At 72.9% G+C, this 22,297-nt stretch carries 25 protein-coding genes and 1 pseudogene; 13 read left to right on the top strand and 13 right to left on the bottom strand.

All coding sequences use genetic code 11. The features are described from left to right. The first annotated feature begins 91 nt into the window (after window positions 1-91). Window positions 92-1,540: a sensor histidine kinase gene (locus ACRWND_RS07595; RefSeq protein ID WP_431947406.1), complete on the top strand. Its 1,449-nt coding sequence runs from the start codon at window positions 92-94 to the stop codon at window positions 1,538-1,540. A gap of 134 nt (window positions 1,541-1,674) precedes the next feature. Here the strand turns inward: ACRWND_RS07595 and ACRWND_RS07590 are convergent, their stop codons facing one another. Both ACRWND_RS07590 and ACRWND_RS07585 read right to left on the bottom strand, forming a co-directional pair. Beyond that, a complete protein-coding gene (locus ACRWND_RS07590) occupies window positions 1,675-1,932 on the bottom strand; it encodes a WhiB family transcriptional regulator (protein ID WP_018563321.1) in 258 nt (85 codons plus the stop codon). Between the two features lie 317 nt (window positions 1,933-2,249). Next, window positions 2,250-3,218: a diacylglycerol/lipid kinase family protein gene (locus tag ACRWND_RS07585; RefSeq protein ID WP_431947269.1), complete on the bottom strand. Its 969-nt coding sequence runs from the start codon at window positions 3,216-3,218 to the stop codon at window positions 2,250-2,252. A 74-nt stretch (window positions 3,219-3,292) separates the two neighbouring features. Here ACRWND_RS07585 and ACRWND_RS07580 point away from each other — a divergent pair, with 74 nt between their 5' ends. Continuing rightward, window positions 3,293-3,718: a hypothetical protein gene (locus tag ACRWND_RS07580; RefSeq protein ID WP_431947267.1), complete on the top strand. Its 426-nt coding sequence runs from the start codon at window positions 3,293-3,295 to the stop codon at window positions 3,716-3,718. A gap of 42 nt (window positions 3,719-3,760) precedes the next feature. On the opposite strand, the gene ACRWND_RS07575 is transcribed toward ACRWND_RS07580, so the two are convergent. The 7 genes and pseudogenes from ACRWND_RS07575 to ACRWND_RS07545 all read right to left on the bottom strand — a co-directional run bounded on the left by ACRWND_RS07575 (window position 3,761) and on the right by ACRWND_RS07545 (window position 11,584). Beyond that, a complete protein-coding gene (locus ACRWND_RS07575; RefSeq protein ID WP_431947265.1) occupies window positions 3,761-4,723 on the bottom strand; it encodes an RNA polymerase sigma factor SigF in 963 nt (320 codons plus the stop codon). Window positions 4,724-4,736: 13 nt separating this feature from the next. Further along, window positions 4,737-5,150, bottom strand: coding sequence for an anti-sigma regulatory factor (locus tag ACRWND_RS07570; protein ID WP_319138557.1), 414 nt, complete (start codon window positions 5,148-5,150; stop codon window positions 4,737-4,739). 205 nt (window positions 5,151-5,355) lie between these two features. Next, on the bottom strand, window positions 5,356-5,865 hold the full coding sequence (locus ACRWND_RS07565; protein WP_431947263.1) for an N-acetyltransferase family protein: 510 nt from the start codon (window positions 5,863-5,865) through the stop codon (window positions 5,356-5,358). Between the two features lie 10 nt (window positions 5,866-5,875). Further along, a complete protein-coding gene (locus ACRWND_RS07560) occupies window positions 5,876-6,766 on the bottom strand; it encodes a 1-aminocyclopropane-1-carboxylate deaminase/D-cysteine desulfhydrase (protein ID WP_431947261.1) in 891 nt (296 codons plus the stop codon). 16 nt (window positions 6,767-6,782) lie between these two features. Beyond that, the gene (locus ACRWND_RS07555) at window positions 6,783-8,300 is read right to left on the bottom strand and encodes a hypothetical protein (protein ID WP_431947259.1); all 1,518 of its coding nucleotides are present in this window, start codon (window positions 8,298-8,300) and stop codon (window positions 6,783-6,785) included. 313 nt (window positions 8,301-8,613) lie between these two features. Next, window positions 8,614-8,760 (bottom strand): annotated as a pseudogene (locus ACRWND_RS07550) (ATP-binding protein); the annotation flags it as partial. Window positions 8,761-8,821: 61 nt separating this feature from the next. Next, window positions 8,822-11,584 carry a SpoIIE family protein phosphatase gene (locus tag ACRWND_RS07545; protein WP_431947257.1) on the bottom strand — a complete coding sequence of 921 codons (2,763 nt, stop codon included), beginning with the start codon at window positions 11,582-11,584 and terminating at the stop codon, window positions 8,822-8,824. A gap of 366 nt (window positions 11,585-11,950) precedes the next feature. Between ACRWND_RS07545 and ACRWND_RS07540 the strand changes: the two genes are divergently transcribed. From ACRWND_RS07540 to ACRWND_RS07530, 3 genes are all read left to right on the top strand, one after another. After that, on the top strand, window positions 11,951-12,232 hold the full coding sequence (locus ACRWND_RS07540) for a hypothetical protein (RefSeq protein WP_431947255.1): 282 nt from the start codon (window positions 11,951-11,953) through the stop codon (window positions 12,230-12,232). Between the two features lie 716 nt (window positions 12,233-12,948). After that, window positions 12,949-13,350, top strand: coding sequence for a helix-turn-helix domain-containing protein (locus ACRWND_RS07535; RefSeq protein WP_431947253.1), 402 nt, complete (start codon window positions 12,949-12,951; stop codon window positions 13,348-13,350). 344 nt (window positions 13,351-13,694) lie between these two features. Continuing rightward, window positions 13,695-13,895, top strand: a complete 201-nt coding sequence (locus ACRWND_RS07530; protein WP_431947251.1) for a hypothetical protein — start codon at window positions 13,695-13,697, stop codon at window positions 13,893-13,895. Between the two features lie 84 nt (window positions 13,896-13,979). On the opposite strand, the gene ACRWND_RS07525 is transcribed toward ACRWND_RS07530, so the two are convergent. Together ACRWND_RS07525 and ACRWND_RS07520 are read right to left on the bottom strand one after the other, a co-directional pair. Continuing rightward, window positions 13,980-14,324, bottom strand: coding sequence for a hypothetical protein (locus ACRWND_RS07525; protein WP_431947249.1), 345 nt, complete (start codon window positions 14,322-14,324; stop codon window positions 13,980-13,982). A 299-nt stretch (window positions 14,325-14,623) separates the two neighbouring features. Beyond that, a complete protein-coding gene (locus ACRWND_RS07520) occupies window positions 14,624-14,947 on the bottom strand; it encodes a hypothetical protein (RefSeq protein WP_431947247.1) in 324 nt (107 codons plus the stop codon). 299 nt (window positions 14,948-15,246) lie between these two features. On the opposite strand from ACRWND_RS07520, the gene ACRWND_RS07515 reads away from it, so the two are divergent. From ACRWND_RS07515 to ACRWND_RS07485, 7 genes are all read left to right on the top strand, one after another. Further along, window positions 15,247-15,462 (top strand): hypothetical protein, encoded by a 216-nt coding sequence (locus ACRWND_RS07515; RefSeq protein ID WP_431947245.1) that lies wholly within the window; start codon window positions 15,247-15,249, stop codon window positions 15,460-15,462. Between the two features lie 45 nt (window positions 15,463-15,507). Further along, window positions 15,508-15,720, top strand: coding sequence for a hypothetical protein (locus ACRWND_RS07510; RefSeq protein WP_431947243.1), 213 nt, complete (start codon window positions 15,508-15,510; stop codon window positions 15,718-15,720). A 64-nt stretch (window positions 15,721-15,784) separates the two neighbouring features. Beyond that, window positions 15,785-17,650 carry a hypothetical protein gene (locus ACRWND_RS07505; RefSeq protein ID WP_431947241.1) on the top strand — a complete coding sequence of 622 codons (1,866 nt, stop codon included), beginning with the start codon at window positions 15,785-15,787 and terminating at the stop codon, window positions 17,648-17,650. Window positions 17,651-17,758: 108 nt separating this feature from the next. Beyond that, a complete protein-coding gene (locus ACRWND_RS07500; protein ID WP_431947239.1) occupies window positions 17,759-18,445 on the top strand; it encodes a hypothetical protein in 687 nt (228 codons plus the stop codon). 97 nt (window positions 18,446-18,542) lie between these two features. Further along, window positions 18,543-18,842, top strand: a complete 300-nt coding sequence (locus tag ACRWND_RS07495; protein ID WP_431947237.1) for a transposase — start codon at window positions 18,543-18,545, stop codon at window positions 18,840-18,842. Then, complete coding sequence (locus ACRWND_RS07490; RefSeq protein ID WP_431947404.1) at window positions 18,842-19,525, top strand: IS3 family transposase; 684 nt, start codon at window positions 18,842-18,844, stop codon at window positions 19,523-19,525. Before ACRWND_RS07495 ends, ACRWND_RS07490 begins: the two co-directional genes overlap by 1 nt. Window positions 19,526-19,527: 2 nt before the next feature. Continuing rightward, window positions 19,528-19,767 carry a hypothetical protein gene (locus tag ACRWND_RS07485; RefSeq protein ID WP_431947235.1) on the top strand — a complete coding sequence of 80 codons (240 nt, stop codon included), beginning with the start codon at window positions 19,528-19,530 and terminating at the stop codon, window positions 19,765-19,767. A gap of 190 nt (window positions 19,768-19,957) precedes the next feature. On the opposite strand, the gene sodN is transcribed toward ACRWND_RS07485, so the two are convergent. Next, the gene (gene sodN / locus ACRWND_RS07480; RefSeq protein WP_361807747.1) at window positions 19,958-20,353 is read right to left on the bottom strand and encodes a superoxide dismutase, Ni; all 396 of its coding nucleotides are present in this window, start codon (window positions 20,351-20,353) and stop codon (window positions 19,958-19,960) included. Window positions 20,354-20,525: 172 nt separating this feature from the next. Between sodN and sodX the strand changes: the two genes are divergently transcribed. Next, window positions 20,526-20,927: a nickel-type superoxide dismutase maturation protease gene (gene sodX / locus ACRWND_RS07475; RefSeq protein WP_431947232.1), complete on the top strand. Its 402-nt coding sequence runs from the start codon at window positions 20,526-20,528 to the stop codon at window positions 20,925-20,927. Here sodX and ACRWND_RS07470 read toward each other — a convergent pair. Next, the gene (locus ACRWND_RS07470) at window positions 20,831-21,460 is read right to left on the bottom strand and encodes a CGNR zinc finger domain-containing protein (protein ID WP_431947230.1); all 630 of its coding nucleotides are present in this window, start codon (window positions 21,458-21,460) and stop codon (window positions 20,831-20,833) included. The two genes, sodX and ACRWND_RS07470, sit on opposite strands and share 97 nt — an antisense overlap. Window positions 21,461-22,297: the final 837 nt, after the last annotated feature.

Here is a 22,297-nt window from a genome sequence, read left to right as displayed (position 1 = left end):
TGCCCTCAGATCATAGGTCGTCGGAGGCCTTCGCGGGACCTTGATGGCGGTGCCCGCCATGAGCGCGGGTACGCTCATTTGCGTGCCCTCCATGAACGAACTCGTACGCCAGCACACCGACCTCGATGATTCCGATCTCGAGTGGCTCCATCTGCTGGTGTCGGAGTGGCAACTGCTCTCCGACCTCTCCTTCGCGGACCTTGTGCTGTGGGTTCCGACGAGGGACGGGACCCGCTATGTGTCGGTCGCTCAGATGCGGCCCAACACCGGTCCGACCTCGTACCAGGACGACATGGTCGGCCACCTGGTGCCGCGCGGCCGCCGCCCGATGCTGGACGCCGCACTCGACGAGGGCCGGATCGTCCGGGAGGGCGACCCGGAGTGGCGCGAGGAGGTCCCGGTGCGGGTCGAGTCCATCCCGGTACGCCGTGCGGGCCGGGTACTCGGCGTCATCGCCCGCAACACCAACCTGCTTACCGTGCGGACCCCCAGCCGCCTGGAGCTCACTTACCTGCAGAGCGCCTCCGACCTGGCGCAGATGATCGCGGCGGGCAGCTTCCCCTTCCCGTCCGAGCAGGTGGACATGGACGCCTCGCCGCGCGTCGGCGACGGCCTGATCCGGCTCGACGCCGAAGGCGTCGTCCAGTACGCCAGCCCCAACGCGCTCTCCGCCTACCACCGGCTCGGCCTGGCGGCCGACCTCGTCGGCCACCACCTGGGCTCGGTCTCCACGGAGCTGGCACCCTCGCGGACCAAGAGCCATGAGGCGCTGGTGACCGTCGCGGGGGGCAAGGCGCCGCGGGAGACGGAGATCGAGGGCAACGGCGGCGTCATCCAGATGCGGGCGATCCCGTTGAGCCCCAAGGGCACGCACAGCGGCTCCCTGGTGCTGCTGCGGGACGTGACCGAGCTGCGCCGCCGGGAGCGCGAGCTGATCACCAAGGACGCCACCATCCGGGAGATCCACCACCGGGTGAAGAACAACCTGCAGACGGTCGCGGCGCTGCTGCGCCTGCAGGCCCGGCGGATGGACTCCGACAAGGGCCGGGAGGCGCTGGAGGAGGCGGTGCGCCGCGTCGGTTCGATCGCGATCGTGCACGAGACGCTCTCGCAGAACCTCGACGAGTGCGTGGAGTTCGACGAGATCGCCGACCGTGTGCTGGCGATGGTCGCCGAGATCTCCCCGGGCAGGGTCACCACGCGCCGTACCGGCCGGTTCGGTGTCCTGACGGCGGAGGTGGCCACCCCGCTGTCGATGGTGCTCACCGAGTTGCTGCAGAACGCCCTGGAGCACGGCTTCGGGCCGGGTGAGCAGGGCACCGTCGAGGTGGCCGCCGAGCGCCGTGGGCGGAGCCTGAGGATAGCGGTGCGGGACGACGGGCGCGGTCTGCCCGCCGAGTTCGACCCGCAGCGGGCGGGCAACCTGGGGCTGCAGATCGTACGGACGCTGGTGGTGGGGGAGTTGGGCGGAACCTTCGACATGGTCCCGGCCGAGGGGCGCGGCACCAAGGTCGTCCTGGAACTCACCCTGGAGGACTGAGGCCCGCCCTGGGCCGGAGGGCGGGAACGCCGGAGCCCCGGCCGCTCGGGGAGCGGCCGGGGCTCTTCGCGTCGCGTCGCGATGCTGCGCGGTCGGAGGTGCTGCGCGCTGCGGCTCGGGGGTAAGCGAGTGCGTCAGGCGCTGGCGTTGCGGGCGCGGTTGCGGGCGGCGCGGCGCTTCATCGCGCGACGCTCGTCCTCGCTGAGACCACCCCACACGCCGGCGTCCTGGCCGGTCTCCAGCGCCCACTGCAGGCACTGCTCCATCACGGGGCAGCGGCGGCAGACGGCCTTGGCTTCCTCGATCTGCAGCAGCGCAGGACCGGTGTTGCCGATGGGGAAGAAGAGCTCGGGGTCTTCCTCGCGGCAAACGGCGTTGTGACGCCAGTCCATGGCTGCTCCATCTCCTTGTGTTGCACAGGTGTTGCTTGTGAATGTGAACGCTTTCACGAATCCCCCGACACGACACGGGACATCGCCCAGTCTCCTGGGGCGGTCCCGCTGGGAAGTGGTGAGGATTCCGGCTACCGACGACGGCCGATGAGCGGCTCTCCCGATCGCCAGGAAGAGCCTCGCAAACCTGGGCTGCGGATACAACCCCTTCCGGAAAGTTTTTTTTGAATCCTCGGTGTCGGCTCCGTCACAGCCGTACTTCCATGGGGTGCAGGGCAGTCTAAACGTTCGAGTGAAAGGACTTTGTGTCCTTCTGCTTACACAATCACCCGCAGTGCACGGCGAACGCCTGTGAAGGTTGCGCTGATTCGCAGTCCCAGGTGGTCTCCGTCCACCTGGAAGGGCAGGGGCACCTGCGAATGCAAGGTGAAGTCCGTCAGATCGTGCAGGGAGGCCGCGTGCCTGCCCTCGGGACCGCGCTCCGGCGTCGAGCGCAGCAACTGGGTGGCGTAGCGGGCGACCGCGGCGGTGGACAGCCGGGAGAGTCCGAGCACGTCGAGGGCGGTGTCGAAGGACGCCCGCGGAGAGGCGTAGACGGGGCGGTTGCCCAGGTAGGTCCACGGCGCGGTGTTGCAGATGATGGCCAGCACCAGGTCCGTCACCGGGTCCTCGCCCGGCCGCTCCAGGGTGATCGTGCCGGCGCGGCGGTTGGGCTCGGTGAGGAACTGGCGCAGGACCTGGCGTATGTAGAGCGCGTGGGTGGAGCGCCTGCCGTGTTCGCGCTGCTGTTCCACCCGCCCCACGACACCCGCGTCGAAGCCCAGCCCGGCGCAGAAGGTGAACCAGCGCGCCGGCACCCCCTCGTCCTCCGTGCCCGGGGTGCCGCTCACCAGGCCCAGGCCGACCGTGCGGGAGCGGCGCTCGCGCAGCGCGTCCAGCAGCGCGCCGGTGGCCTCCACGGCGTCGTTGGGGAGCCCCAGGGCGCGCGCGAAAACGTTCGTGGACCCGCCGGGCACCACGGCGAGCATCGGCAGCCCTTCCGGGTCGGGGCCGTTGTGCAGCAGGCCGTTGACCACCTCGTTGACCGTGCCGTCCCCGCCCAGGGCGACGACCAGTTCGGTCTCCCCGCCCTCCGCGGCCTGGCGCGCGAGGTCGCGGGCGTGGCCGCGGTACTCGGTCGCGGCGACCTCCAGATCCAGATCACTGGCGAGCGCGTGCGCGAGGACGTCACGGGTCCGGGCGCTGGTGGTGGTGGCGGCTGGATTGACCACGAGAAGGGCGCGCATGCCCGCCAGCGTACCTACCGGGCGGTACCGGGCCGCACCCCTGGTGGCCCGGGCACGGCGGCTACCCTGCTGGGGTGAGTGGCAACGAGAGGCCCGCGACGCAGCCGGGCCGTACGCGCCGCCTCGCGGCGGCGGCCGCGGTCGCGGCACTGGAAGGAGCCGCCCTGGCGGCCTGGGGGATCGCGATGCTGGTCCTGGGGCTCGTCGGTGACCCCGACAGCCCGCGCCAGGCGGAGGCCGGGGGCGTGACCGTCCTCGCGCTGGCGGCCATGCCGCTGGCCGCCGCCTACGGTCTGTGGCACGCGCGCCGCTGGAGCCGCGGCCCCGCGCTGATCATCCAGCTCGTCGCCCTCCCCGTCGCCTGGACGATGGTGCAGGCGGACGGCGTCATGACCGCCGTGGGCGCCGCCCTGGGCGCGGCCGCCCTCGCCGAGCTGGTGCTCCTGGTCCATCCGTCGGCCACCGAGGCCCTCGGGATCGCGCGCACGGCCGAGCGGTGAACCGCGGCGCCCGCCGGGCGCCGCCTCACCCCCGCCCGCTCGTCACTCCTCGACCAGGAGCTTGTCGCGCAACTGGGCCAGCGTGCGGGCCAGCAGCCGGGAGACGTGCATCTGGGAGATGCCGACCTCCTGGGCGATCTGCGACTGGGTCATGTTGCCGAAGAAGCGCAGCAGCAGGATCTTCTTCTCGCGCGGCGGCAGCTGCTCCAGCAGTGGCTTGAGCGACTCCCGGTACTCCACGCCCTCCAGCGCGTCGTCCTCCGCGCCGAGGGTGTCGGCGACGGCCGGCGACTCGTCGTCGGTGTCGGGCACGTCCAGGGAGAGGGTGCTGTAGGCGTTGGCGGACTCGAGGCCCTCCAGGACCTCCTCCTCCGTGATTTTCAGATGCTCGGCCAGCTCGTGCACCGTCGGGGCGCGACCGTGCAGTTGGGAGAGCTCACCGGTCGCCGTCGTCAGGGCGAGCCGCAGCTCCTGCAGGCGGCGCGGGACGCGCACCGCCCAGCCCTTGTCGCGGAAGTGCCGCTTGATCTCGCCGACGACGGTCGGGGTGGCGTAGGTGGAGAACTCCACCCCGCGCTCCACGTCGAAGCGGTCCACGGACTTGATCAGCCCGATCGTGGCGACCTGGGTGAGGTCGTCGAGCGGCTCGCCGCGGTTGCGGAACCGCCGGGCGAGGTGCTCGACCAGCGGCAGATGCATGCGGACCAGCCGGTTGCGCAGCTCGGCGCGCTCCGGGGAGCCCGGGGGGAGCTTGCTGAGCTCCACGAAGAGCGCCCTGGCCCCGGCCCGGTCATGGGCCTCGGGGCGCCCGTGCTGCTCCTGCCGGTGCTCCTGCTGCTCCTGCGCCATGCGATCCGCCTGATCCGTCTGCCCGGCCGAGTCACTGCTCCCGAGGCCGGCCACCGGTCCGGTGCCGGGATGCGGCCGCGCCTCGTCATGCCGCGCCGCAGGGGCGGGTACGGGGCGGCCCCGCACCCCTGGGGCGCTGCCTTCCAGATCGTTCATGACGATTCCCCCGTTACAGCTGTCCCGGTCCGGCACCGCGCTTCTTGTGCAGGGCGATGCTCACGGTCTTGTCGTCGGCCACGCTGGAGTCCACCTCGCCGGCCAGTGCGGACAGCACCGTCCAGGCGAAGGTGTCCCGCTCCGGGGCGCGGCCGTCGGTCGTGGGCGCCGACACGGTCACCCACAGCGCGTCCCCCACCAGGCGGAAGACGCAGCTCAGTACGGACCCCGGGACGGCCTGCTGGAGCAGGATGGCGCACGCCTCGTCCACGGCGATGCGCAGATCTTCGATCTCGTCGAGGGTGAAGTCCAAGCGGGCCGCCAGCCCTGCCGTCGCCGTACGCAGCACCGACAGGTAGGCCCCCGCCGCGGGCAGCCGGACCTCGACGAAGTCCTTCGACCCGGGCTCGCCTGCGATCTGGGACACCCTCACCTCCAAGGTGGCACACGCACTGCCCTCATCGGCATTGCACTGATCTGGTTCGGTTCGCCAGCGACGCTATCGCGATCCGTACCCCGGTGTCGCCCGGACGGAGCACGGTCGCCGCCGCGAATGAGCCCTGACCCGGCACCTCGCGGCTGTCACCCATAGTAGGCGCTTCGGCACGCAACGTGGCAGTCGGTCGATGGACTCAATTCGAAAGAAATGTCGCTTTGTTGACACGTGCCTGCTCAGCGAGAGCACGAAGGGGTTCGCCGGTCAGTCTCTGCACCGTCCATTCGTCCTGGGGACGGGCCCCCATCGCACGGTAGAAGGCGAGGGACGGCTCGTTCCAGTCCAGCACGGTCCATTCGAAGCGTTCGTAGCCCCGCTCGACGCACTCGGCGGCGAGTGCGGCGAGCAGTGCCTTGCCGTGGCCGCCACCGCGCGCGTGGGGGCGCACGTACAGGTCTTCCAGGTAGACGCCGTGGGTGCCGGTCCAAGTGGAGAAGTTCCGGAACCACAGCGCGAAGCCCACGGGCACGCCCAGGGCGTCGTCCTCGGCGATGAGTGCGAAGACGGCCGTTTCGGGGCCGAAGAGCGCGTCGTGGAGCTGCTGCGTGGTGGCCCGCGCGCTGTCCGGCTCGCGCTCGTACTCCGCGAGCTCGCGGATCATCGCGTGGATCTCGGGGACGTCACCGGGGGTCGCGGCTCGGATCATGCCAGCAAGGCTAACCGGTCGGCCGTCCGGTCACGACGGCCGCGACCGTCGTCCCGGGCGCGAAAGCGCCCTCGTGCGCCAGCGAGAACAGTCCGTGCAGCATCTTCGCGACGTAGACGCCGTCCGGGACGAAGCCGTGCCGCCCGCCGAAGTCCTCCGCGAACGCCCGCAGCTCGGCCGGGACGCGGGCGTAGCCGCCGTGGTGGAAGCGGTCGTCCAGCAGCCAGTCGCCGCGCGGCCCGCCGAAGGCCGCCTCCTGGAGCCGGCGTATCTCCCGGGCCAGGAAGCCGCCGCCCTTGAGCACCGGGAAGCCGATGGCCCGCTGCCCGGGGCCCAGCCCTGCCGCCAGGCCCGCCAGGGTGCCGCCCGTCCCGCAGGCCACGCCCACGACGTCCGCCCGGCCGCGCAGCTCCTCACCGAGGTCCGCGCAGCCGCGCGCGGCGAGCGCGTTGCTGCCGCCCTCGGGGACGACGTAGGCGGGGCCCAGACGCTCCAGGAGGGCCGCCAGGACCTCCGGCTCGTCCTTGCGCCGGTAGGTGGTCCGGTCGACGAAGTGCAACCGCATGCCGTCGGCGGCGGCCTGGGCGAGGGAGGGGTTGAGCGGACGTCCGGCCAGCTCGTCGCCGCGCACGACGCCTGTGGTGGCGATGCCGAGCAGCCGGCCCGCGGCGGCGGTGGCGCGCAAGTGGTTGGAGTAGGCGCCGCCGAAGGTGAGCAGCCGGCGGTGACCGCCGTCGAGGGCGGCCCGCAGGTTCGGATGGAGCTTGCGCCACTTGTTGCCGGGCAGCTCGGGGTGGATCAGGTCGTCGCGCTTGACGAGCATCCGGACGCCGCGTGCGGTGAGTCGCTCGTCGTCGTGCAGTTCGACCAGCGGGGAGGGCAGGCGGACGTCCGGTATCACCTGCCCATTGTCGCGGTCACCTGGGGGAGAGGTGGACGCGGTACCCCTGGTGGTAGCTGAGGCCCGGCAGCGGCCGGGAGGGCCATGCGCGGGCGTAGGCGGGGGGTTTCCCGGACGGTGGGGTGAGGACGGCGACGGGTTGGGTGCGGGCGAGGCGCAGGATGCCGTCAGGGGTCATGTTCTCGTTGTTCCCGGCGGTCTGGCCGGAGGCGCAGCGCGCCTGGTAGCCGACCGGCGTGGCCATGGGGCCGGTGACCAGGCACGGCGGACGGACGCCCAGCCGGTCGAGCTCCACGGCGATACGGACGTAGTCCTCGTTGCCGATCGTCGAGATGCGCACCGCCCGGTGGAGCACGATCTGCTGGGTGACGAGCTGCGCGAGCACGACGGCGACCACGGCGCCCGTGACCGCCGGGCGCAGCGCCGGCCGGACCCGGGCGGGGAGCAGCACGAGGCACTGGGCGGCGGGCAGGGCGAGCAGCGCGTAGGCCGGGAGCAGGAAGCGCGGCGCCGCGTAGTCGATGAGCACGAGATAGGGCAGCGCCAAGGACAGGCCGCACACTGCGGGCAGACACCGCGCCCCGGGCGCCTGACCCTCCCGACGCGGCGCGAGGGCGACCCCGGCCGCCACCAGGACGGGCAGGGCGAACCACCACACGGCGTCACCTTTGTGCTGCCAGACGGCGTCGCAGGGGCGGCACAAGGTGTGCGAGGCGTCCAGGGTGCTGAGCTGGTCGGCGAAGGCCAGGTGCCAGCCCAGGCCGCCCTCGATCGCGTTCGCCCGGTCCATCCGGGCGAGGATGCCGCCGTACGAGGTGAACGCCTCGACGACCCACTGGGCGCCGCCCAGCAGCACCCCGGCGGCGATGACCAGCAGCAGTGCCACGCGGCGCCGCCCGCGCAGGAAGAGCGCGGCGACGCCCAGCGGCAGGGCCAGCCAGGCGGCGTCGTGCGGCCGCAGCAGGGTCAGCACGGCGAACGCCGCGGCCAGTCCGGCGAACGCGCCCCGGCCGGTGTGCCCCGGCGCCGCCGCGCGCAGGTAGCAGCCCACCGCGATCAGCGCCACCAGCGCGACCCACAGGTTGGGCATCGCCTGGGGGCCGTACAGCAGGGTCACCCACAGGCTCGTGAAGAGCAGCCCGGCGAGCGCCACCACCTTGGTGCCCAGCAGCGGCCGCCACAGCCACAGGGCCAGGAACAGCGCCGCGCCCGACAGGACCGCCAGGTAGACGCGGAGGGCGAGGGTCGACGTGGTCAGCAGCGCCACGGGGGCCACCAGCGCCGGCACGCCCCGGGAGCGGGGCGCGCTGAAGAACGCTGACGGGATGTCGGGGGAGACCTGGCTGACGTAGACCGACTCGTCCCAGCCGAGGCCCATGCCGGGCGCCACGACGAGGAGGAGCTGGACCACGGTGAAGAGCGCCGCCAGACAGGCGAGCAGAAGGACCTCGGAGTGCGGGCGGCTGCGCGGCGGCGCGGCGTGTCGCGCACGGGGCCGGGCATCCGGTGACGTCAGCTCATGCGTCGTCGCCATGTGGGTCATGGCAACAGGGGGCACGAGTGCGATCAAGGCGGCGCGCCGCTCCCGGCGGGCGGCGGGGCCGGTGGGGTGACGGCCGGCTGGGCGCGTCCGCCCGGGCCGGGTCCGGACTCGGGGCGCGGCGGGGTACGGAGGGCTGCCGGGGAGGTCCGCCGCCGCGCCACCGGAGCGGCGGGCCGGGCTCCACGGGCGCGGACCCGCCGCCGCGGCGTGGTGCGGCGTCCGGGTTTCGGGCCGGTGGTTCGCCCTGTCGCGGCGTCGGCCGTGCCCGCAGGCGTGGGCGTGCGGGCAGGGCGTGGTCCACCAGGGCCGGCAGCGGCTGCTCCGCCCAGATCACCTTGCCCGCGCCGGTGTACCGGGTGCCCCAGCGCTCGGCGATCTGCGCGACGAGGAAGAGGCCGCGGCCGCCCTCGTCGGCGGTGGCGGCGTGGCGCAGGTGCGGGGAGGTGCTGCTGCGGCGGGGTGCGGACTCCGGGGCCGGGGTGTCCGGCGGCGGTGGGCGGGCGAGGCCGCGGTCAGGGGCCGGTGGAAGGGGCGGCGTCCGGGTTTCGGGCCGGTGGTTCGCCCTGTCGCGGCGTCGGCCGTGCCCGCAGGCGTGGGCGTGCGGGCAGGGCGTGGTCCACCAGGGCCGGCAGCGGCTGCTCCGCCCAGATCACCTTGCCCGCGCCGGTGTACCGGGTGCCCCAGCGCTCGGCGACCTGCGCGACGAGGAAGAGGCCGCGGCCGCCCTCGTCGGTGGTGGCGGCGTGGCGCAGGTGCGGGGAGGTGCTGCTGCCGTCGGACACCTCGCAGGTCAGGGTGCGGTCCAGCAGCAGCCGCACCTTGATGGGGGCGGAGCCGTAGCGGATGGCGTTGGTGACCAGTTCGCTGAGCACCAACTCCATACCGAACGCCAGTTCCGGCAGCCCCCACTCGTCCAGCTTCTCCGCCGCCGCGGCCCGCGTCTCCGCCACCGCCGCGGGATCGACGGGCACGTCCCACTCGGCCACATGGCGGGCGGGGATGGCGCGGGTGCGGGTGATGAGCAGCGCCACGTCGTCCTTGGGCCGGTCCGGCAGCAGCGCCTCCAGGACGGCCCGGCAGCTCTCCTCGGGCGGCCGGTCCGGGTGCCCGGCCAGGGCCTGCCGCAGCATCTCCATGCCGACGTCCAGGTCACGGGTGCGGTCCTCGATCAGCCCGTCGGTGTACAGGACGAGCTGGGTGCCCTCCTCCAGCACCAGCTCGGCCGTCTGGAACGGCACGCCGCCCAGGCCCAGCGGAGGCCCGGCGGGCAGCTCGGGGAAGTCCACGCCGCCGTCGGGGCGGACCAGGGCGGGCGGATGGTGCCCGGCCCGCGCCATCGCGCAGCGCCGCGAGACCGGGTCGTAGATCGCGTACAGGCAGGTCGCGCCCATCACGCCGGCTCCGACACCGGTGCCGGACTCGTCCTGGTCGATGCGCCCGACCAGGTCGTCGAGGTGGTACAGGAGCTCGTCGGGCGGCAGGTCGAGGGTGGAGAAGTTGTGCACCGCGGTACGCAGCCGCCCCATCGTGGCGGCGGCGTGCAGCCCGTGGCCCACGACGTCGCCGACGACCAGCGCCACCCGGGCGCCCGGGAGCGGGATCACGTCGAACCAGTCGCCGCTGACGCCGGACTGCGCGGGCAGGTAGCGGTGCGCGACCTCCAGCGCGCTCTGCTCGGGAAGCGCGCGCGGCAGCAGGCTGCGCTGCAGAGTGACGGCCAGGGCGTGCTCACGGGTGTAGCGGCGTGCGTTGTCGATGTTGACCGCGGCCCGGGCGACCAGTTCCTCGGCCAGCGAGAGGTCGTCCTCGTCGAAGGGCTCCGGCTTCTCCGAACGCCAGAAGCTGGCCGTGCCCAGCACCACGCCGCGCGCCTTGAGCGGGGCGGCGATCAGCGAGTGGATGCCGTACTCGACGACGCGGGGGGTGCGTTCGGGATCCTGGGCGAGCCAGCCCTGGTCCTCGGAGAGGTCGGCGACGATCTCCGCGCGGCCGCTGCCGAACCCCCGTGCCTGGGGGGTGGAGGGCAGGAAGTCGATCAACGTGCCGAGCGGGTAGAGCGGGGCGTCGGAGCGGATGCCGGCCACGGCCGTGCGGCGCATCCCGGAGCCGGCGACGCCGCTCGGCTCCTCGCCGCGCAGGACCGGGTCGGCCAGATCGACGGTGACGAAGTCGGCGAAGCGCGGTACGGCGACCCGGGCCAGCTCCTCCGCGGTGCGCACCACGTCGAGGGTGGTGCCGATCCCCATGCCGGCGTCGTAGAGCAGCCTCAGGCGCTCTCTGGCGGCTTCGGCGCGGTCGGACACCGCCTGCAGCTCAGTGGAGTCGCGCAGGGTCGCGATCGTGCCCTTGGGGCCGTCGTGGCCCTTCGTGGGACGCTGGCTGACCGCGAGGAGGCGGTCACCGGAAGGGAGCACCTCGTCGGTGGCCACCCGCCCGGAGGCCAGCAGCTCCACCGCGCCGGGATCGAGCCCCGGCAGTTCGGGGATCCGCCGCCCCTCGGCGTCCGGGGGGAGGTCGAGCAGGCGCTTGGCCTCGTCGTTGGCGAGCAGCAGCCGCCCGTCGCCGTCGACGATGAGCACACCCTCCCGCACGGAGTGCAGCACCGTGTCGTGGTGCTCGTACATGCGCGCCATCTCGGCCGCGTCCAGGCGGTGGGTCTGCCGGCGCAGCCGCCTGGCCACCAGGGCGGTGCCGCCCATGGCCACCGCGAGGGCGGCCGCGCCGGAACCGAGGATGATCGGCAGCTGCCTGGCGACGACACCGGTCACGTTCTTCACCTTCATGCCGGCCGACACCAGCGCCACGACCCGCCCGCTCGGGTCGTCCGCGCGCTCGAAGACGGGCACCACCGCCTGGACCTCGTGGCCGAGGGGGCCGTGCACGCTCTCGATGTGGATCCGGCCCTGCAGGGACGGCCCGATGGCGCCCACGAACCGCTTGCCGATGAGGGCCGGGTTCGGGTGCGTGTAGCGGATGCCGTCGGTGTCCATCACCACGATGAAGTCGACCTCGGCCTCTTTGCGGGCCAGTTCGGCGATCGGCTGGAGGGTCCGCGAGGGGTCCGGCTCCTTGAGCACGTCGTCCAGGCCGGGGGCGCGCGCGAAGGCGCTCGCCGCCGCGATGGAGCGGTTGACGGCCTCGCGCTCGCTGTCGTGCCGGGACTGCAGGACGACGGCGATCACGCCGCACGCGACGAGCAGCACGACGATCGCCACCTGCAGGATGAAGACCTGTCCGGCGACGCTGCGCGACCTCTTCTCGGTCACTGACCGCATGGCTGTGCCCCGAATCGGTCGAAAAAGTCGACCACGCGACATTTCTAACACTGCCCGGAGCGGCGACGCTGTAGCCGCCGTGTCCCGGCCCGTCCCGGCCCGTCCCGGCCCGTCCCGGCCCGTCCCGGCCCGTCCCGGCCCGTCCCGGCCCGTCCCGGCCCGTCCCGGCCCGGGGCGACGGCGGGTGCCGGGGCCGGGCGCCTCGCCGCAGGACGGGATGCGGCGGCGCCCCGGACGGGCCGGGCGACGCGTGGTGCCGAGGCGGGACGGAGCGGGCCGCGGAAAGGGGCTGTCGCGTCCGGGCACGGCGTGGAACCGCCGCCGTAGGATGAAAGCGGGCCGTCGGCGAGACCGCGGGAGGCCGCCATGGACAGGACGAGAGTGACCGGTCGCCGCTACGTGCTCTACGGGTTCGCCGCGGCGGTCGCGGCGGTGGTCGCCGTCTGGCTGGGAGCGCCGCTCGGCGCGATCTTCATCCTCGCCGTGGCCCTGATGTGCCCGTTGCTGATGCTCCTGATGCTGCACACCCTGCGCGTGAACGCCCTGCGCGGGTCCGACGCGGACCGGCGGCCCGTCGTCGAGGCCGTCGACAGCGCCGCGGGACGCCGCCGGGGCCCGCAGTCCGGCGAGCGGCCTCCCGGGGGGTAGGTCCTGTGGCACGGGGAGGGCGCGGGGGGCACCGGGAATGGCGCAGGGAGGTCCGGTGGAAGCCCGCCGCAAGGGCGCGCCCTCGAATTCCGCGCATACCGTTCACACGTTCCGCCGGTCGTGGTCGGTGTGCGGCGCGGCACACCGCTTCCGCGACCTCGGCGCAGCATGCATATATCTGCTGTCGACGCGGTGAGAGTCAATGGCCGTGCCGTTGTGCCATGTGATCGGAGAGGCCAAAAGCGGCCAGTTCCGTGCAACCGGGTTGCAGGCGCCTTGATCGCCCCTAGATTCCGTCCGACGCGACCGGGGGAGGGCGTGACGTGCCGCGCCCCGGGGCGTTGAAGGTACGGGTTCGGAGAAGGGAGGGCGGTTTTGGCGTCGCCGGACGAAAGTGCCCCGGGGAGCGCGGGACCGCCGTGTGGATTCCGGGTCGCGGACCGCCTTCGCGGACGGACCCGGTGGGGCGGACGGGCGTGGACGGGGCCGCGTCGTGTCACCCGCGATCGTTGGACGACTTGTCCAATGACATTGGACGCTAGCGTCCATCTCGCGCCGTGGCAAGCACTTTGCGGCACTCGGCTTCGGCCAATGTGGCACACCGGGGTGAAGGCGCAGGTGAGGGGGCGTGGATCCGGGGCCGGCGGAGGGGGCCGCTGTAGACTCGATCTCACCCGGACGGGTCAACCGACGTGCTAGCAGGAAGAATCCATCCCGTGGTGAACGCACTGCAGGAACTGATCAAGCGCCGGCTGGAGCAGCGGGGTTGGTCGTACGGCGATGTGGCGCGGCGCGGCGGTGTCCCGCGGTCGACGGTGCATCACCTGGCGACGGTGGCACGGGTGACCCGGATGCCGCAGCAGGCCACGCTGGAGGGTCTGTCGCGGGGCCTGGAGCTGCCGTTGGAGGCGGTGCGGCGGGCGGCGGCGGAGGCGTGCGGGATCCATCTGTACGTCGAGGACGACGCCGGCGCCGCCTCCGACCCCGAGGTCGCCACCCTCATCGCCAGCGTCCGGCAACTGTCCGAGGCCGACCGTCGGCATGTCGCGGCCCTCGTCGAATCGCTCCTCCGCGGTTCCACCGAGCCCCGGTCGCGGACGGAGTCGGAGTCCGGCTGACCCGGCGCGGCGCACGCCGGCGCAGGGAACATCGCACCGCCAAACGCCGCTCGGCGCCTACAGCGGTCGGCCCGGTCCGTCTGGTGCAGCAGTGTGCTGATGTGGCTGTTGCCACCGTCCGGTGACCGGTACGAGATGTCCGGTCGGCCGTGCCCAAGCCGTCCCTGACGGGGCGTGTGGTGGTGAAGTAACCCAGAACGGACAAGGAGCGGGGAGCGCGGGGATATTCTCTCCACTCTCGGGACGAGTTCGCGGACCCGATGCCTCCGGTGAGAGGGGTGCACGTGCTTGTCGTTCACGGGGCGACCGCCACAGCCGTCGTCCGCCACCGGAGCGGAGAACCGGTGGTCCTGCTTTCCGGCGAACTCCCCGAGGTCCTCACTCCGGCCGCCCTTGACGAACTGCTGAATCTCGCGGCGGCCGTCCTCACCTCCGAGGAGACGGCTCTCTTCCGCCGCTGTCTGACCGCGCTGCGCTGCGGGGAGAAACTCCGGGAACACCGCATCGAGATCGACGGCGCCGTCCTCACCGTATACAGCAGTTGAACCGCGCGGCGGCCTCGCCGGACACGCGCGGAGGTGGGCCCCCGGGAGAATGCCCTTCCCGGGGGCCCACGTCATGACGGCGGTTCAGTAGCGGTAGCGGCAGTCGCAGTCGAGTCGGTGCCGGCTGAACCCGAAGCGGTCGTACCGCTGGTGCGCGAAGCCGTGGCCGTGGCCCCGGCCGCGGTCCCGGTGGCCGTCCCACCTGCCGTAACCCCACAGGCGTGGCCCGCAGCGCCCGTGGTCCCGGTCCCAGCGGCCGCGGTCCCGGTCCCAGCGCCCGTGGTCCCCGCCCCATGGGCCGGAGCCGGCGTTCCGGTAGGCGGCGGACGCGGAATGGGACGGGGTGGCCGACGCCGTCGCCGTCAGGGGGACGGCCATGGCCACCGTGGCCAGTGCCGCCGTCGCGGCAGCGCGAACGAAGTTTCTCACCGCGTTTCTCCTCACACTCGGTGAATTGCCGGTTGGCCCGCCAGACGTTACTCGTGACGTGTGCCGCATTCATTCCGCCGACGGGGGAGAGGCGGCCGAACGGGCGACTGCGGGGCAATTGCGGGGTTTTTACCGAAAAACGCTCCTGACCTTTGCCGTCAGGTATTCGATGAGTCCCTGCCGAGACCCCCGGGAAACACTCTCCAGGGTGATCCTCATACGGCATGTCGTGCGGTGCCGCGCGTTTTTCCAAATGCCCCGGAAAATGCGATGCCGAAAAACTCGGAATATGGGTCGGCTCAACCGCTGTACACCGTGAGGACGGCGCCCTCGATCTCGATGCGGTGTTCCCGGAGTTTCTCCCCGCAGCGCAGCGCGGTCAGACAGCGGCGGAAGAGAGCCGTCTCCTCGGAGGTGAGGACGGCCGCCGCGAGATTCAGCAGTTCGTCCAGGGCGGCCGGAGTGAGGACCTCGGGGAGTTCGCCGGAAAGCATGACCACCGGTTCTCCGCTCCGGTGGCGGACGACGGCTGTGGCGGTCGCCCCGTGAACGACAAGCACGTGCACCCCTCTCACCGCGCGCTCGGTGGGCCCGAACGCCTCGGGGGTCGAGAGGATAGCCACCGGTTCGTCGAGCTTCGCCCCCTTCTGTCGGGACATCCCCACGTCGGGCAGGGGGCGGATTGACCCGTTCGAGTGATGTCCGGGGGCCGGGGCCGTCGTCCGGGGCGGCCCGCGCCGGCTCCCTCACCTGCCGATTCCCTTGTCCCGTGGCTGCGTTGACGATCGTCCGGTGCGTCATGCCGCTTGCCGGGGCCGCGGTGCGCGGCTACTGTCCAACGCCGTCAGACAGATCGTCCGGTGCTGATGGACGCCCCGTCGGGGTCCGTTCCCGTCCGCACCCCTCGTCCGAAGGATCCCCCATGCTCGACATGCGTGAGCTGGACACCGAGTCCGCGGAGCTGCTGCCCGGCCGCGAGGCCCTGGGCAAGCTCAAGTTCAACTTCGTCAAGACCACGCACGTGACCAAGCACGTGGCCCACGTCAACGCCCACAACGAGTCGCTCGCCGGCAACGAGTGCTCGCCGTACGCGGTCGCCCAGTCGCAGGCCACCCAGGCCATCACCGTCCGCCAGTAGTCCGCGACCCGACCTCCTTCCGCACACCGAGAAAGGCATCCCTCCATGAACACCGACCAGCTCGACGCCGAGTCCGCGGAGCTGCTGCCCGGCCGCGAGGCCCTGGGCAAGCTCAAGTTCAGCTTCGTCAAGACCACGCACGTGACCAAGAACATCGCGCACGTCGACGCCCACAACGAGTCGCTCGCGGCGAACCAGTTCTCCCCGTTCGCGGTCGCCCAGTCCGAGGCCGTCCAGGCCATCACCATCCGCCAGTAACAACGCCCGTACGCGTGCGGACCGCGCCCGTCGCGGCGCGGTCCGTCCCGGGAGGAAGAGCAGGATGGTGACGGAAAGTCACATTGCGCACCGCTTCGGCCCCACGGACACGGCGGTGTACGGCGCGGACGTGGGGGACCCTCCTCCCTGCGACACGGGTTTCCCCGTCCCGCGGCTCGGCGCGGGCCTGCAACTCCTCGGCGAGTACAAGGGATCGGGGACCACCGAACCCCGGTACATCGTCCGCCGGGGGGACGGGCAGGTCGTCCAGCTGAGCCGGCTGCTGTACCTGGTCGCCCGCGCCATCGACGGGCGGCGCGACACCGAGGCCGTCTCGCACCGGGTCAGCGGGCGCTTCGGCCGCGAGGTCAGCGCCGAGAACGTGCGCTACCTGATCGAGAACAAGCTCCAGCCGCTGGGCGTGACCGTGCCCTTCGGGCAGGAGGACGACGAGGTCACCGGGCCCACCGCGGACCTCCTGCTCGTCCTGAAGGGCCACCGGGTCGTCTTCCGCGAACGGCAGGTGGCCCGGATCGCCCGCTCACTGGCCTGGCTGCACCGGCCGCTGGTGGTGGCACTCGTGCTCGCGGCGGCGGTCGCCATGGAGATCTGGCTGTTCGCCCTGCACGGGGCGATGACCCCGGTGCTGCAGGTGCTGGAGCAGCCGGTGCTCATGCTGGTGGTGTTCGCGCTGACCGTCGCCTCGCTCGTCTTCCACGAGTTCGGGCACGCCTCCGCCTGCCGCTACGGAGGCGCCCGGCCCGGGGCCATCGGCTGCGGCATCTTCCTGATCTGGCCGTCGATGTACACCGACGTCACCGACGTCTACCGGATCGGCCGGGGCGGGCGCATGCGCACCGACCTGGGCGGCGTCTACTTCAACGTCGTCTTCATGCTGGCCCTGGCCGGCGGCTACTTCGCCACCGGGCAGTCCTTCTTCCTCGCCGCCGTCTACCTCGCCCACTTCGAGATCATCGAGCAGCTGATGCCGGCCGTCCGGCTGGACGGTTACTACATCCTCGGCGACCTCGCCGGCGTCCCGGACCTCTTCGGCAAGATCAAGCCGATCCTGCGCAGCATGCTGCCGGGCCGTCCGGTGCCCCCCGAGGTCGCCGACCTCAAGCGCTCCGCCCGGGCCATCGTCACGACCTGGGTCCTGACGATGGTGCCCCTGCTGCTCGCCGAACTCGGCTACGTGCTGTGGAACCTGCCGCGTCTGCTCGAGACGAGCCTGCGGTCCCTGGTCGAGCAGCTGACCGGGACGGGGGCCGCCTTCGCCGACGGCCGCTTCGCCGCCGGAGCGGTCGGGGTCATCGGCAGCCTCATGCTGATCTTCCCCCTCGCGGGGGCGGTGTACCTCTCGGTGCGCCTCGGGGGCCGGCTCGTCCGCTACGTCGTGCGGGCCACGGAGGGGAACCTGCGGCTGAGGCTCCTCATCGGCGGGGCCACGCTGGCCGGAGCCGCGGCGCTGTGCGCCGCGTGGATGGGCGGGATGACCCCCAAGCCGCTTCCGCCGCAGCCCCCGATCGCCCCCATCCTGCAGCCCGGAGTGCCCGAGCTCCGGCCCGTGCGGCCGGTCGCCCCCGCACCGCTGCCGAGCGCCAGCACACCGCCGGTGACGGGGGCCGCGGGCGAGCCGCCGGCGACCGGTCCCGCATCGCCCTCGGCACCCCCGTCTCCCTCGCTGTCGCCGTCCGCCTCCCCCTCGGCCTCCGCGGGCGGCAGCCCCTCACCGTCGAAGCCGCCCAGCCCACAGACCACGCGGAGCGAACCGGAGCCGAGCGGCACCACCACGGCCACCGCCACGGCCACGGCCGGGCCGAGCCCGTCCGCGACCTCGCCCACCGCCTCGCCGTCGGAGTCCGAGACGCCCTCCGAGCCTCCCGTCCCGAGCTTCACCGTGACCTTCCCCGCGCCGTGGCCGACCTGACCCTCCAGTGCCGAACCGCGGGCCGACCCGGCACGTCCCGCACGTGCCGGCCGGGTCCCTTGGGACCCCCTTCCCCCGACCACCCTTCCACCCGTACAGGAGAAGTCCGTGACGCACCGCAAGCCCCGCACCAGCACGGTGGGCCGCAAGGCCGTCCGGCTGGGCGTGCTGACCACCGCCGGCCTCGTCGCCCTGGCCACCGCGGCCCCGGCCGGCGCCGCACAGGGGTCGCACATCCCCCGCAGCGTCGGCACCGCCGTGGACGAGGCGCACACCCTCGCCAACCGGGCGCATCCAGTCCAGTACGACGAGGAGTTCTCCCTCCGCCAGTTCGGGCCGCTGGTCGCCGCGACCGCGCACAACCGGGCGGTCGCCGCCTCCGTGGGCTGCTCGCCCTCCCGGCCGTGCCGGTCGATCGCCCTGTCCTTCCAGATCGTCACGACCTCCGGTGTCGACCTCCGGCGGATCAACGCTACGAACATCAGCCGGGCCGTCAACCAGCACTGCACCGGCTGCCAGACCTTCGCCGGCGCCTACCAGTTCGTCGTGGCCACCCCGAGGCCGCTCACCCTGAGCGCCCGCGACCGCGACCGGCTCGCCGACATCCGGCGCCGGGTGGCCGAGCTTCGCAGGTGCGGCGACCCGGTGACGGAGATCGAGCGCCGTGCGGACGCGCTCGCCGCCGAGGTCAGGGCCGTACTCGACCGTGCCGCGGCGGCCGTTCCGGCGGGAGCCGGCACCGGCCCGCTGCGGGAGTTCCGGCCCACCGTGACCATGAACCGCCACGTCAGCTGACGCCCCACCGCTTCCGGGCCGGGGGCCCGTCCCTCACCTCCCCAACCCCAGACGGGTCCCCGGCCCGGGACCACGACCGGCCTTCCGGAGGCATCACGTGCCCAGACGCTATCCACCCGAGCTGCGCCGCAAGGCCCTCGACCTGCTGGCGGCCGGCGAGCCCGTGAAGAAGGTCGCCCTGGACCTCGGGCTCGGCGACCAGACGATCTACCAGTGGCGGCGCACGCATCTGCCGCACCTGGGCAGGCCGCGGAGCTCACCGGTGGACACCGCCGAGCTGACCGCGGCACGCAAGCGCATCGCCGAACTGGAGACCGAGCTCGCCGTCCACCGCCGGGCGACCGAGCTGCTGCGCGATGTGGTGTCCCCAAAAGACGATTCGAGGCCGTGCGGGTGATGGCCGGGGAAGGGCTTCCGATCCGGACCGCGACGCGCGTCCTCGGCATCTCCGAGTCGGGGTACTTCACCTGGCGCAGCCGGCCCCCCTCGGCCCGGGCCACCCGCCACCAGTGGCTGACGGACCTCATCGCCTCCATCCACGCCGACTCGCGCGGCACCTTCGGATACCGGCGCATCCACGAGGAACTCACCCTGCGGCACGGCGTCTCCATCAGCCACGGCACCGTGGAGCTGCTCATGCGCCGCGCCGGGCTCCAGGGCCGTCCCGGCGTGCCCGACCGGCTCTGGGTGACCGACGCCGTCGAACTCGCCACCGGTCAGGGCGACCTGCTCTGCGTGGTCGTGCTCGACGCCCACGCCCGCCGGCTGATGGGCTGGAGCACGGGCTGCGCACCGGCCGCGGCGGTGGCGGCCGACGCCCTGAGCAGGGCCGTCCTGCGGCACTCCGTCCATCCGGGGCCGCGGCCCGAAGGGCGCTTCACCACGCTCGTCTTCACCGAGCGGGCCCACGCCCACGGTCTGGCTCCCCCCACCGGCCTGGTCGCCGGCCGGAACGACCACGCCCTGGTCGGCGCCTTCTGGGCCCGGGCACGGACGGAACTCCTGGACCACCGCCCCTGGCAGAGCCGGCTCGAACTCAGCACAGCCCTGTCCGACTACTTCGAGGGAAACCGAGGTTGACCATGGACCGACCGACACCCCCGCTGCCGATCTCCTCCCTGCTGCGCTCCCAGATCCGTCCGGGGCAGACCCTGCCGCCCACCCAGGCGCACCAGATCATGCTGCACTGCGCACTGGACGCCGCCGGAGTGCCGGTCCGCCGCGACGACGCGAACGCCGTCGCCCGGATCGCCGAACTCGACTACGCCACCGTCGACGCGGTCATCGGCTGGCTGCGCGTCGTGCGACCGGCGGCGTGCTGACGGGAGGGCACCAGGGCGCGTCGCGCTGGGCCGGCGGCACGGGGACGGTACCGCGGCACGGCACCACCCCGCCCGGTCGCTCCCGGCCGCGCCGGTGCGACCGCCCTTCGGGCTGTCCGCATACGACAGCGCCCGGTCCCCGCGGGCCCTCGTGGGGCCGCGCGGACCGGGCGCTGTCGCCGACGGCAGGTCAGGCCTTCTTCGTCTCCTGGAAGATGGCGTCGATCTGGTCGATCAGCTCGAGCAGCTTCTGGCCGGTCGCCGGGTCGGTCGAGGCCTTGGCGGCGCTGCCCGCCTTCAGCGCGTCGTTGAAGAGCTGGTGCAGCTGCGGGTACTTCTCGAAGTGCGGGGCCTTGAAGTAGTCGCTCCACAGCACGGACAGGTGGTGCTTGACGAGCTCCGCGCGCTGCTCCTTGATGACGATGGCGCGGGCCCGGAAGTGCGGGTCCTCGTTGGCCTGGTACTTCTCCTGGACCGCCTTGACGGACTGCGCCTCGATGCGGGCCTGGGCCGGGTCGTAGACACCGCAGGGCAGGTCGCAGTGAGCGCTGACCTTGACCTTGGGCGCGAACAGGCGAGCGAGCATGACTGTCCTTCCTCGTGATCGTCTTTCCACCAGGGAGATTACTCCCCTGTCGAGTGGTTTTCTCGGGTGCCCCTTGGTGCTTAGGACAAAAGTCGGGTGTCACCCTGAGGCTGGGGGAGCATGGAGGAGGGGCCCCGCGCAAGCGGGGGCCGGTGCAGAACGAAGGAGGAGCGTGCCGTACCAGCTGGTCGAGGTGACAGGGCCGTCGATGGTGCCGACGCTGCGGAGCGGCGACTGGCTGCTGGTGCAGCACGTCAAAAGCGCCGCGGAAGTCCGGGAGGGGGACGTGGTGGTGCTGCGGCATCCGCTCCAGCAGGACCTGCTGATCGTCAAACGCGCGGTGGAGCGGCGGGAGGGCGGCTGGTGGGTGCTGGGCGACAACACCTTCGTGGAGAACGACAGCAGGGAGTTCGGCACCGTCCCGGACGAACTCGTGCTCGCCCGGGGGCGCGGCCGCTTCCGGCCGCCGCGCGAGGTTCAGCGCTCGGCGGCGGGTGTGGCGGGCTGGCTGGTGTCCTGCGTCAGGCCGCTGAGGGCGGACCGCTCGTTCTCCAGGCGTTTGCGGGCGCGGTAGGCCGCGACGTTGGCGCGGGTCGCGCAGCGGTCCGAGCAGTAGCGGCGGGACCGGTTGGTCGAGGTGTCGAGGTAGGCGTTGCGGCAGGTGGCGGCCTGGCAGATGCCGAGCCGGTCCACACCGAGGTCGGTCAGCTGGAAGGCCAGGCCCATGCAGGCGGTCGCGGCGTACGCGGCGGTCGCGGTGGCCGCGTGCTCGGCCAGGTGCATGTGCCAGTTCGGTCGGCCGCTCTCGTCGAGGTACTCGTGGCCGGAGATCTGCGGGCTGACCGGGAACGCCAGCAGCAGGGCGTTCAGCAGGTCGACGGCGCGCACCTCGTCGCCCTCGGAGGCGGCCTCGAAGACGCCGCGCAGCCGGGTGCGCACCGCGCGCAGCCGCTGCACGTCGGCTTCGCCGGCCCGGCCCGCGGCCAGGCTGCCCGGACCGAAGAGCTCGCGTACGGCGTCGACCGAGGTCAGGTTGTCGACGCCGCGCTCGGGCTCCTCGCTGTTCACCAGGCGCACGGCATAGTCCGAGTAATAGGCGAGTTCCACTGGTAGTCCTTACGCGTGCGCTCTATGGTCGGTAATGACTGCTTAAGGTCCAAGGGTATTACGGCAGGGCGGGGAGCCGGAGGCCCGACACCACCGCGGCGGCGACCGGGGAGCGGTCGCGCGTCCTGCTCGACACAGCGGGGGCGCCGGCCCGTGCCGAGTTCCGGGTGCCGGAGCCGGCCTGCGGCGCCGGCGGCCTCTCCGGCCGGCTGCCGCTGCGTCTCCCGGACGCGGGGTCGACCGGTGCGGACCTCGGCCCGGCGCTGACGACGATCGCCCACGGCCGCTTCGCCCGCGACCGGATCACTCTCGTCACGGCCGGTCCCCGCGACCCGGGCCGGCCGGCGCGGCCGCCGTACCGCACTCGCGACGCCGTGCCCACCGCCACCGCCCCGCACCGGCTGCGGGCGCCCGAGCCGCCGTCCCTCCGCGGCACCCCCGGCCGGCCTGCCGGGGGACGGCGGGGTCCTCCCCGACGCGGATCCCCTGCCCGACGACTCGACGCCCCGGCTGGACGCGGCCGTACGCGAGCGCGACCGGACCCGCCGCGAGCGGGAGCGGGCGGCCGGTGTCGACGACGGGGGGCAGTGGTCGGCCCGCCGCCACGGCCGAGCCGGTGCCGGCCGGTCCGGCCGGGGAGCGGTTCGCCGTCCACGGGACCCCTGCGGACGGACGGGAGCCGGCCCCGGCATGGCACGCCTCGTTCCCTCGTACGGCCGGGTGCGCGCAGGCACGGGAGGTCTGGCGTTCGGTGTCCGATGCGATCGTCCTCGGGCTGAAGTGATCCGTACCGTGCCGCGGGGGAACGCGGGAGGGGGGGGGGGGGGGGGGGGGGGG

Origin of the sequence: Actinacidiphila sp. bgisy167, from assembly GCF_965342175.1 — a bacterium.
In the GTDB taxonomy this organism is placed as follows: Bacteria; Actinomycetota; Actinomycetes; order Streptomycetales; family Streptomycetaceae; genus Actinacidiphila.
The sequence above is the reverse complement of the archived record's forward strand: the minus strand, read 5'-3'. Positions and strand labels throughout refer to the sequence as shown.